This window comes from Kurthia senegalensis (assembly GCF_000285595.1).
In the GTDB taxonomy this organism is placed as follows: Bacteria; Bacillota; Bacilli; order Bacillales_A; family Planococcaceae; genus Kurthia; species Kurthia senegalensis.
Window position 1 is genome coordinate 123,303 of sequence record NZ_HE611066.1, and the last position, 11,991, is coordinate 135,293.

Below are 11,991 nucleotides of genomic sequence, written 5' to 3' on the forward strand. Positions count from 1 at the left end.
TTTTTATTCATCTAATTTACTTTTGTGGGATGTTTGGGCGTTTCACGAATAACGCAATGACAAGACCTACTAATGCAACAACGAAGAACCAGAAGAACGTATGTTGTGCGCCACCTGCTAACAATGTTTCCATGGAAGCATTCGGATGATTTTGTGCATAATTCGTTTGACCAGCCGTTAATAAAACGATCGTTAATGACGTACCTGCTGCACTGGCAACTTGTTGGAACGTATTTAATACAGCTGAACCGTGTGCATATAAGTGACGTGGTAATTCATTTAATGAGTTCGTTTGAGCAGGCATAATAATCGTAGATGCTCCGATGAAGAAAATAATATACACGACGACGATAAACCAAACTGGTGTTGCATCGGTCGTGAAGAAATAAAGTAAGCCGGTTGCGATACTGAAAAATAAGAAACCGAATGTTAAGTAGAATTTCGGTCCTACTTTATCGAACGTATTGCCGACAACTGGTGCTAAAATGGCATTTAATAAATTCCCTACAAGCATCGCAAGTCCTGCACTCGTTGCAGAAAGTAATAAAGAGCCTTTTAAATACATTGGAATTAAAATCGCCATCGCTAAAATTAAGCCGAATGCTAAAAATAGTAAAATGGAGCCTAATGTGAAGTTGCGGTATTTAAATACGCGTAAGTTCAACATCGGTTCTTTCGTAGCGAATTGACGCCATACGAATAAAATTAAAGCGACGATTCCTGCGATTAGTAACGTTGTTGATAAAGTCGTTGCTTCTGCTAATGAACTTAAACCGTAAACGAGTCCACCAAATCCAATTGTCGATAAAAGAATCGACAGAAGATCGATTTTCGGTTTCGTTAATTCAGATACGTTGTACACTTTCGCCATAAAGATCGTATAAACGATGATGAATAGCACGACGCTCACCCAGAAAATATAATGCCAGCTTGCGATATCAATAATGAAACCTGCTAATGTGGGTCCGATTGCTGGTGCTAGCGTAATTAACATCCCCATAAGACCCATTGCAGCACCACGTTTTGTAATAGGAACGACGATTAAAATAACGTTAATCATTAACGGTAAAATAAGACCTGTCCCGATTGCTTGAATAATACGTGCAAGTAAAAGGACGCTAAATGTAGGAGCTAATGCGCCAATAATTGAGCCGACAACAGAGAAAATAAAAGCAATTGTAATAATATTTCTCGTTGAAATCCATTGAATAATAGAAGCGGATACCGGTACTAAAATTCCTAATACGAGTAAGTATCCGGTCGTTAGCCATTGAGCAGTCGATGCACTAATATTAAAATCAGTCATCACTTCTGTCATAGCCATGTTCATAGCTGTTTCTCCAAATAATCCGACGAACGCTGCAATCATCAGCATAACGACCATTGGTTTTGGATTACGAATTGTTTCTGTAGTCATGTTTACTCCCTTGATTAGACCTAATGCTATTATTTATGCTCAAAAAGAAAAGGCATCTAATATGCCTGACATAAATATTTTAGACCGGTCTATATAATTTATTTAAAAAACAATGACTTTCTTCTATTGGAAGAAAGCTGGAATTGTATTTTTCAGTTTTTCAATTGGCTTATTCGATTTACTCGTAATCGAAAGCATCAAAATACCTTCAATCGAAGCACAAAGTGTCATTGCCAAGTTAGATGCTTTGTTTTCCGGAATGGCCGAAGCGATTAACTTGTTATAAATTAACTGTTCGATTTTCACATAGTTATTTTGACAAGCTTCACGAATCGTTTCATTCGCAAATGCCGATTCTAACGAAATGAGTGAAAATGGTGGCATCGTTAAACCATCTGGTGTTTCTAAGTTTGCGAAACGTTCTATCATACGATCTAAATAATTTTGGATTGCTATGACCGGATTAGCATCGCTTTGTAAATGCCCACTCATATCTTCTAGTAAACGAAGTGAAGAAGATTCGACTACTTCTAATACGAGTTGGTCTTTCCCGTTAGGAAAATAATGATATAAAGAACCTTTTGGCGTACCCGATTCTTTTAATATTTGATTAAGCCCTGTCGCTTGATAGCCCTGAGAATGAAAAAGTTTAGACGCAACGTCTAATAAATGTTGCCGCGTAGTATTGTCTTTCACGAAAACGTCCTCCTTTTAAAAATTATAACGACTGGTCTACTCGAAGTATCTTAACAAAAAAATTCGACATACGTCAAGAAAAACTTTCCGTATACGTTACTATCTCAAATAAAAAATAGGCATCCCGCATTAGCGAAATACCTATCTTCCTTTTATTAGTCCCCCTGCTTTACAGCTTTTCAACGATTGTTGAAACGCCTTGACCTCCGCCGACACATAATGTCGCTAATCCGTATTTTACGTCATCACGTTTTTGCATTTCATGTACTAACGTTACTAAAATACGTGCGCCGCTCGCACCGATTGGATGACCTAATGCAATGGCCCCACCATTGACATTCACTTTGTCTAAATCCCAACCAATTTCTTTCGCAACCGCAAGTGATTGTGCCGCAAATGCTTCGTTCGCTTCGATCAAATCGATATCCTCAATTGTGAGTCCTGCACGTTGCAACGCTTTTTGTGTTGCAGGTACAGGTCCAATTCCCATAATTGCTGGATCGACGCCCGCTACTGCATTGCTAACGATGCGTGCAATCGGTTGAAGTCCTAGTTGTTGTGCTTTTTCTTCTGACATTAAAAGAAGGGCTGCTGCGCCGTCGTTAATGCCTGAAGCATTCGCCGCTGTAACCGTTCCTTCTTTTTTAAATGCTGGTTTCATTTTAGCTAGTTTTTCGGCCGTCACACCTGCACGAGGGAATTCATCACGGTCAACCGTAATCGTTTCTTTTCTCGTTTTAATTTCCACAGGAACGATTTCCTCTTGGAAGCGCCCTGCCGCTTGTGCTGCTTCAGCTTTTTGTTGACTCGCTGCCGCAAAGGCATCTTGTTCTTCACGTGTAATCGCATATTTTTCAGCTAAGTTTTCTGCTGTAATCCCCATATGATAATTGTTGAAAGCACAAGTTAAACCATCTTGAATCATACTATCGACAAGTTGCCCGTCTCCCATTCGGTATCCTTGTCGTGCATTGTTTAATAAATATGGTGCGCGCGTCATATTTTCCATACCACCAGCTACGATGATATCCGCTTCCCCAAGTTGAATCGACTGCGCCGCAAGATGAACAGATTTTAAACCTGAACCACATAATTTATTAATTGTCGTTGCCGGTACTTCAAATGGTAGTCCCGCTTGAACCGCACTTTGACGTGCAGGACCTTGCCCAAGACCTGCTTGTAATACGTTTCCTAAAATGACTTCATCTACTTCATTCGGTGAGACACCCGCTCTGTTCAACACTTCTTTTACGACAATCGCCCCTAAATCGGTCGCAGCTGTTTGTTGAAAAGCTCCGTTAAAGTTCCCAATTGCTGTACGGACTGCTTGTACGATGACCACATTCGTCATATTTATCCCCCCTAATCATTGACTAAATTTTACATTCTCTATAATTATTAGTAAAATTCATTATAATCATAATTTTCATATCTATTAGTTATAAATAAGGAGGTCATGTCATGGATTTACGCGCTATTGAGCTTTTTATCGCCGTTGCTGAATATGGTAGTTATACGAAAGCAGCGGAAAAGATGTTCGTTACACAGCCATACGTTAGCAAAGTCGTTAAACAACTCGAAGATGAATTAAACGTCACGCTCTTGAATCGAACGACGCGTCGTTTAGAATTAACGGATGCAGGGCGCGTGTTTCTCGACCAAGGGAAACAATCGCTAAAGCCGCTCAAAGATTTGCCTGTTTTACTCGATGAACTGCAGCACGTACAAAAAGGAGAGATTGTACTCGGCATCCCTCCTGTTATCGGCATGTTAATTTTTGCGACGATGGCTCAACAATTTCATTCGCATTTCCCGGAAGTAAATTTACGCCTCGTTGAAAAAGGGGCAAAAGATATTTTGTCTTTAGTGGAAGAAGAACAAATTGACATCGGATTTACCGTCGTTCCTTTTGCCGAGACGAATGTGAACGTGAAACCTCATTTTAACGATTTATTTATGATTTTCTTATCGACAAGTCATCCACTCGCTCATCGTAAAAAAATTAATTTATCCGAGTTGAAAGATGAAAAATTTATTTTATTTAACAATACTTTTACGTTGCACGATGCGGTGTTTCGTATTTGCCAAGACCATGGATTCCGCCCTCGTGTCGCTTATGAATCGAGTCAATGGGATTTAATGATTGAATTGATTGCCATTAACATGGGCATTTCTATTTTGCCGCGAGCGATTTATGCGAAGCAGCACAATCCGAACGTCAAAATGGTCGAAATCGACGTAGACACACCGTATCTTTGGGAAATCGCCATGATTACAAAAAAAATCGATATTTATCGTATGCTACACGAGCATTTATCGACATGTTTTAGGAGGCATTTATGGAATTACGACAACTAGAATACTTTATGGTCCTTTCAGAAGAATTACATTTTACACGAGCAGCCGTTCGTTTACATATTTCGCAACCGACGTTGAGTCAACAAATTAAAGTGCTCGAACAAACAGTCGGTGTTTTACTATTCAACCGCATCGGAAAGAAAATTACACTTTCCAAAGCCGGAACAATTTTATATGACCAATGCATTCAAATTTTTTCAACGCTTGAGCAGACGAAAGAACAGCTCCAGGAGTTGGAAAATACCGATCAAGAAACGTTACGAATCGGCGTACCTGCTGGTGCTGTTTATGATTTATTATCACTTTGTATTCTTCACTACATTGAACAATTCCCGAATGCGAAAGCCCAAATTATCGCGTGTCGCCAAAAGATGAGTGCGATGTTCGAGCGTGGAGAAATTGATATTGGCTTCTCTTATGAAGAAAATCATAAAATTAATAGCCAACAAATTGAAATCCCGCTCTACGATGAAGAACTATTATTCGTTACGCATCGCAGTCATCCGTTATTACAACAACCGAGCTTAACGTTACACGATTTCAAAGACGAACCACTCGTTTTATTTCCCGAAGAACATCCGAGCCGAAAATGGCTTCAAGCATTGAGCAAAAAAGCGAATTGCTACGTGCAACCAACGCTCGAGATGAATAATCCCCTTTCTATGCTTCATTTTATTGAGCAGCGTTTAGGAAGTGGCATTATGATGAAATCTCTTTATGCGCAACTGCAAACACCTTATATCGAGGCGCGAACTTTATCGATTCAAAAACGGAAGGAAGTCGTTTTAGTTTTGCCTAAAAAAGAAACTTTATCATTTTCTGTTAAGCAGTTTTTGCCGCTTCTAGAACGCTTTTTAAGCACGAAAGGAATCGAATTAAAAGATAAAATGTCCATTCTTTTACTTAGTAATGATAGTTTTTCGCTATGATAATCATAGATATTAACTTTTGGAATTATTTTACTTAAACGGTATACTTATACGTAACATCTTAGATGCACACATACGTTGGCCTTTTTACGAATAAAGAAACTTACTTCGCGTAAGCACTAGGAGGAAACACTTATGATCGATCGCATCAAACGACCAGAATTACACAATCGTATAGTAACCGCACAAGAAGCTGCAAGTTGGATAAAGGATGGCATGGTACTCGGTATGAGCGGCTTCGGACGCTCAAGTGATGCAAAAGTTGTTCCTCTTGCACTCGTTGAAAAATCTAAAACTGAATCGTTCCAAGTAGACGTCTATACAGGCGCTTCTCTCGGACCAGAAGTCGACCAATACATGGTAGAAGCTGGTATTATTCGAAAACGTGCACCGTATCAAGCCGAGCGTAGTATGCGTCAAGCCATTAATAGTGGTCTCGTACTGTATACGGATATGCACTTATCGCATAATGCCGAACAAATTCGAAACGGCGTTATCGGTCCGTTTGACTTTGCAATTATTGAAGCGTCTGCTATTACAGAGGACGGTCTCATTATTCCAACAAATTCCGTTGGAAACGGGCCGATTTATGCACAATATGCAAAAAAAATCATTATTGAATTAAATACGAAACAGCCTCAACTCGAAGGCATACATGATATTTACGTACCTGATACACAAGGAAAGCGCCAACCGATTCCTCTATGCGATGCAGCAGATCGTATCGGAGAACGTGGCATTCGCGTAGACTTAAACAAAATTGCCGGTATTGTACATTCGGAGCTAGTAGATGCGCCTGCACTCATCGTAGAGCCGGATGCAGAAACAGAAGTAATGGCAAACTACCTCATCGACTTTTTAAAAGAGGAAGTAGCGAGTGGTCGCGTGACGGAATTCCCAATTATTCAATCCGGTGTTGGCTCGGTCTCAAATGCCGTATTAAACGGATTTTTAAAATCGGATTTAACCGATTTAGAGCTGTATTCGGAAGTACTACAAGATGCTGTATTTGATTTAATCGACGCAGGGAAAGTTAAAATCGCCTCTGGTACGGCATTAACATTAAGTGAAAAGTATGCGCAAAAAAGTGTATGAAGATTTTAGTCGCTATGCGGATCACATTATTTTGCGTCCACAAGAAATTTCAAACCATCCAGAACTTATTCGTCGACTCGGACTTGTTGCAATCAATACAGCACTTGAAGTTGATTTGTACGGGAACGTCAACTCAACGCACGTGTTCGGCACGCATATTATGAACGGCATTGGTGGTTCTGGAGACTATGCTCGAAACGCACGCATCGGTATTTTCGTCACGAAATCGTCGGCGAAAAATGGGACGGTTTCTTCCATCGTACCAATGGTATCGCATCACGATCATACAGAACATGATGTCGATGTCATCATTACCGAACAAGGTGTCGCTGACCTACGTGGACTTGCACCGAAAGAGCGTGTCGCAAAAATCATTGATCATTGCGCGCATCCCGATTTCCGCGAAGCGCTGTGGGATTATTATAACCGTGCCGTACAACAAACGAACAATGCGCAAACACCACATATTTTAGCAGAAGCCTTTTCTTGGCATATTCAATATGCAGAAGGTAAAAAACCGGTCGTACGCCAATAAGTTACGGAATTTGACACTTCCCCCATCACGATTGAAACTATTTGGTGCTATAATGAAGTGATGAAATGAGGGTGAATCGGTATGAAAAAATTATTAATGACGTTCGCAATGTCGTCTGCACTCGTATTAGCCGCATGTGGTGCGAATGCAGATGAAGGATACGAAACGATGAAAGATACAGTCGTTCGTGGAATGCAACAATTTACAGTTGAAACAAATGCAGACACGAAAGATGCCGTTACGAACATTGCAGACGAACTGCAAAAGAAAGCATTAAAAGCAAATACGAAACCGGATTCTATGTGGATCAATGTGGAAGATCGTCACGGTAAACTCGTTGCAACTGTTCGCGTAGCGTATACGAAAACCGGTCTTCAACAAACCGGTTTAAAAGAAATGAATACGTACGACTTAGTTTTAAAATAATTTATTTCCGAACCTCCAACAAATTCGTTGGAGGTTTTTTTGTATTTAATCTCCATTTTTTCTTCCTTTCTCTTTATTAAGGAGGACACTCTACCGTATAATGGTAATTATAAGTAAATTCAAAGAAAGGGGTTGAATTGAATGAAAAACTCCATTCGCCTAAAAATTACAGCAGGTTATGTATTGTTAATTGCTTGCTTGTTAATAGCCGTCATGTTTTTAATGAATCAAATTAGTACGTTGCAAACAGCTCGCAACGCTCTTTTGACACAAGAAACAAAAGTTCAAAACTTGACGAGTAATCTAGAAAAATCTGTTCTAAACATGAATCGCTCTCAGCGTGGTTATATTATTACAGGTGATAAAGACTATCTTGAACCATACAACGAAGCCGTCAAAACATGGGAAGATGACTTGACGCAATTGAAGAAAAACTTTTCAACCCAATCGATTCAAAAAGAACGACTTGATGCTATTGATCGCCATTTACAAAGTTGGATTAAAGAGGCAGCAGAACCAACTATTCGCTTGAAAACAGAAGGCGATGAAAAAGGAATTCAAAACTTTTACACGCAAGATCAAGGACAATCTGAAATCGAAATTATTACGCAGACATTTACGGAACTACAAGATGGTGAAGCAAATTATTTAAAAGACGAAATGAAAAAACTCGATAATCGAAATACAAACATCATTTGGTTTTTAATTATTTTCTTATTTTCTTGCTCGATTATCGCTACGCTCGTCTCAAGCTTCATTTCTCGTTCTATTATTAAAACGATTAAATATACGACGAATGCCATCAAACATATTTCACGTAATGAAGGCTCTTTAAAAACACGTATTCCAAAATTGACGAAAGATGAATTAGGTGAACTAGCCGTTGCGACGAATGAATTGCTCGACGAGATCGACCACCGTGAATGGCTACAATCGAATACGTCTAAAATTGTTCTCGATTACCAAGGAATTTCATCTATCCGCCAACTATCTAACGTATTTTTAACGAATATCGCAAAAATTACCCAATCGTCCTACGGTGCTTTTTACGTATTAGACGAACAATCAAGCGCAAAAATGGCGTATACGAAACAAAGTGTGTTTGCTAATACAGCATCGGACCTCGGGCGCGACTCATTCCTACTCGGAGAAGGCGTGATTGGTCAATGTGCACTCGATCGAAAGCCGATTCATTTAAAAGATATGCAAGACTTTCGAATGCTTTCAACTGGGCTTGGTGAATTGACACCTCGCGAAATTTATATCGTGCCGATTTTATTTGAAAACCAAACGATTGCGATACTAGAGCTTGGTACGATTCAACGCTTCTCAGAATTGCAAATTCAGTTAATGGAACAATTAACCGAACAATTCGGCTCAAGTATTAATAGCGTCTTACGCCGTATGGAAATCGTTCAATTATTAAACGAATCACGTGCGATGACCGAAGAATTACAAGCGCAATCCGAGCAACTACAAGCGCAATCTGAGCAATTGCAAACCCAATCGGATGAATTACAAAAACAAACGACACAACTTAAAAAAGTTAATACAGAACTCGAACTGCGCACCGTCGATGCCGAAGAAAAAACGCTCGAACTCGAAGCAGCAAAAGAAAGCCTTGAGAAAAGTACGGCTGAACTCATGCAAAGCTCTAAATACAAATCAGAATTCCTTGCGAACATGTCTCATGAGCTAAGAACACCACTAAACAGTATTTTAATTTTATCTGAAATGATGTCTGAAAATCCGAATGCAAATTTAACAGATGAAGATATAGAATATGCGTCAATTATCCATCAATCGGGTAAAGACTTATTAGATTTGATTAGTGACATTTTAGATTTATCTAAAATTGAAGCAGGTAAAGTCGACTTAATATTTGAAGATGTCCATCTCCAAACATTCCCTTCTCAACTTGAAGCGAACTTTAGCCACTTCGGAAATGAGAATAATGTGGCCTTCCACGTTAAATTAGACGACGATGTGCCAGATACGTTCTTTACCGATGCGATGCGTCTCCAACAAATCTTGAAAAACCTTCTATCTAATGCCTTTAAATTCACGAAAGAAGGCGAAGTCAACGTCCAAATCAAGAAATTACATCCAAACCACGAACAAGAACAACTAACAGATGATTGGGTACAATTTGATATTAAAGATACGGGCATCGGTATTTCAGAAGATAAGCAACAACATATTTTTGAAAGCTTCCGCCAAGCGGATGGTGCAACTGTTCGTAAATACGGTGGTACCGGTTTAGGTCTTGCGATTTGTCGAGAATTTTCAACACTTCTAGGTGGCACGATTGACGTCACAAGTACAGAAGGTGAGGGAAGTACATTTACCCTCGCCCTACCGAACTTACCGAACGGCTTAAAATCAAATGACACTGAAAAAACTTCAGCAGTTGAGGAAGTATCAGAAACTGTTCCTCCTGCAGAAATAACAGAAGAAGCAGCCGAAGCTTCTCTATTCGTCGACAAACATATTTTAATCGTCGATGATGATCAACGAAACATTTATTCACTTGAAAAAGTATTACACCAACATCAATTCCAGATCGCGTATGTAGAAAATGGATTTGAATGTATCGATTACTTAACAGATCATCCTGAAGTCGATATCGTCTTAATGGACATTATGATGCCCGAACTTGATGGCTTCGATACGATGCGTATTATTCGCAACAGCCTCGAGTTAGAAGTACCGATTATTGCTCTGACTGCAAAAGCGATGAAATCCGATCGGGAAAAATGCATCGCTGCTGGAGCATCTGACTACTTAAGTAAGCCATTTGATATTAATCAACTCTTATCTGTACTGCGTGTATGGCTATCGCAGAAGGAGGAAAATCATTCATGGAAGAACTCGAGCAATTAGAAGTTAAGCTATTGCTAGAAGCGGTTTACCAACTTACATCTTACGATTTCCGTGAATATAGTTCTGCCTCTATTACGAGGCGCATTCAGAACCGTAAAATGATTGAACAGTTTTCATCCATCACGATGCTAACAAACGCTATCATTCATGATGAACAAATGCGAAAACAATTAATGGACGACTTTACGATCCACGTTACCGAAATGTTTCGGGACCCTAGTTTCTTCAAATGTTTACGCGAATTTATTTTGCCACAATTTACGAATTTGCCATCTATTAAAATTTGGCACGCTGGCTGTTCCACAGGGGAAGAAGTATTTTCAATGGCAATTTTATTGCACGAACTTGGCATGCTAGATCGCGCAACAATTTTTGCGACAGATATTAACGAAAAAATCTTGCACAAAGCGACCATTGCTCGATTCCCACTTCATAAAATGCAAATGTATACGCGAAATTATTTAGCATCTGGCGGAACAAATTCTTTTTCAGATTATTACGATACAGACGATTCCTTTGCTTACATTAAGCCAGCATTGTTACAGCGTATTCATTTTGCACAGCATAATCTCGTAACGGACCAATCGTTTAATGAATTTCACATTATCTTTTGCCGAAATGTCTTAATTTATTTTAACCCTGCGCTTCAAACGAAAGTACATCAACTATTTTTTGATAGTTTACAAAACGGGGGCTTTCTCGCATTAGGTAATAAAGAAACGATGACCTTTTCCGCAAAAAGTCACCGCTTCCTAAATGATTATGCTCATGAACACATTTTCCAAAAAAATGTGTAAACGTTTGATTCGTCGTTAACGAAACAAAACCCACCTTTTCTCAGGCTATTCCTGAAAAAAGGTGGGTTTTTTGTAAGCAATTTTGAGTTCGCCGTCTTTTCCAAAAAACGTTATTCCTTAAGTTTTTATTAACAACGAACGTGCTTGCGCTTAAAGCCAATGCGTCCTTTTTCAATCGCTTTTTCAATTTCAGGATATGCATTTAACACGAGTGGTTTCTTCCCTACTCGCTCTCGTTTTATATCACCTAATTGCAACGCCATGTCCGTCGCTTCTTTATGTAATGGTTCATAGGAGATTGCGACCGCTTTCAAAAATTGAATCATCGCGATTTGTGTTCGCTCAGGTTGCTCATGAACCGTATCTCGAACCGTTTCAATCATTTGATATAATACGTCTTTAGTAAAAAAGGCATCTTTTTGATTTCCGAGTAACCAACAATAACAGCTCCACCCTGCAGACATCTTCAACTCGTCTCCCGTAGCGATCCAGCTTGTGGCGATTTGTTCAGCAAGTGGTGATTCGGCTAATGTAACAGCGACAACATAATCCGATAGCATGTAAAAATACGCTGTTTCCATCCAGCGATCAAAATCTTCTGCCGTCATGATGAGCGGTTCCGCAATCATTCCTGCAAAATACATCGCATCGTAATTCCCTGTTGCATACAATTGTTCGGCTAAAGGCTGATTTAGTTTTATTTTTTTAAATAACGGTTTCATCGCACTTGTCGCAACACCAAATACCGGCTCTTTTGCCCCATTCGATACGTATATTTTTTCGTTCTTTCTGTTGCTACTTGTTCCAGCTGTTGCATCACTTCTTGTACGTTCATTAGTCATTCCTCCTAAAAAT

8 protein-coding genes and 2 pseudogenes are annotated in these 11,991 nt (G+C 39.4%); 6 read left to right on the forward strand and 4 right to left on the reverse strand.

The features are described 5' to 3' along the window. Nucleotides 1-16 precede the first annotated feature (16 nt). The 3 genes from KSHG_RS07980 to KSHG_RS07990 form a co-directional block, all read right to left on the reverse strand. Nucleotides 17-1,417 (reverse strand): MDR family MFS transporter, encoded by a 1,401-nt coding sequence (locus tag KSHG_RS07980; protein ID WP_010304420.1) that lies wholly within the window; start codon nt 1,415-1,417, stop codon nt 17-19. Between the two features lie 123 nt (nt 1,418-1,540). Then, on the reverse strand, nt 1,541-2,113 hold the full coding sequence (locus KSHG_RS07985) for a TetR/AcrR family transcriptional regulator (protein WP_010304422.1): 573 nt from the start codon (nt 2,111-2,113) through the stop codon (nt 1,541-1,543). 169 nt (nt 2,114-2,282) lie between these two features. Further along, the gene (locus KSHG_RS07990) at nt 2,283-3,464 is read right to left on the reverse strand and encodes an acetyl-CoA C-acetyltransferase (protein ID WP_010304425.1); all 1,182 of its coding nucleotides are present in this window, start codon (nt 3,462-3,464) and stop codon (nt 2,283-2,285) included. Between the two features lie 110 nt (nt 3,465-3,574). Between KSHG_RS07990 and KSHG_RS16465 the strand changes: the two genes are divergently transcribed. The 6 genes and pseudogenes from KSHG_RS16465 (at nt 3,575) to KSHG_RS08020 (ending at nt 11,136) form a co-directional block, all read left to right on the forward strand. Beyond that, a complete protein-coding gene (locus KSHG_RS16465; RefSeq protein WP_010304427.1) occupies nt 3,575-4,471 on the forward strand; it encodes a LysR family transcriptional regulator in 897 nt (298 codons plus the stop codon). Beyond that, on the forward strand, nt 4,453-5,400 hold the full coding sequence (locus tag KSHG_RS08000; RefSeq protein ID WP_010304429.1) for a LysR family transcriptional regulator: 948 nt from the start codon (nt 4,453-4,455) through the stop codon (nt 5,398-5,400). Before KSHG_RS16465 ends, KSHG_RS08000 begins: the two co-directional genes overlap by 19 nt. A gap of 135 nt (nt 5,401-5,535) precedes the next feature. After that, nucleotides 5,536-7,030, forward strand: a pseudogene (locus KSHG_RS16470) (succinate CoA transferase). An 81-nt stretch (nt 7,031-7,111) separates the two neighbouring features. Then, on the forward strand, nt 7,112-7,456 hold the full coding sequence (locus KSHG_RS08010) for a hypothetical protein (RefSeq protein ID WP_010304430.1): 345 nt from the start codon (nt 7,112-7,114) through the stop codon (nt 7,454-7,456). Between the two features lie 141 nt (nt 7,457-7,597). Then, entirely contained in the window at nt 7,598-10,339 is a 2,742-nt protein-coding gene (locus KSHG_RS08015; protein WP_010304432.1) for an ATP-binding protein, read from the forward strand. Beyond that, on the forward strand, nt 10,318-11,136 hold the full coding sequence (locus KSHG_RS08020; protein WP_010304434.1) for a CheR family methyltransferase: 819 nt from the start codon (nt 10,318-10,320) through the stop codon (nt 11,134-11,136). The genes KSHG_RS08015 and KSHG_RS08020 overlap by 22 nt, the downstream gene beginning before the upstream one ends. Nucleotides 11,137-11,264: 128 nt before the next feature. On the opposite strand, the pseudogene KSHG_RS16475 reads toward KSHG_RS08020, so the two are convergent. Beyond that, a pseudogene (locus KSHG_RS16475) lies at nt 11,265-11,971 on the reverse strand (DNA alkylation repair protein). Nucleotides 11,972-11,991: the final 20 nt, after the last annotated feature.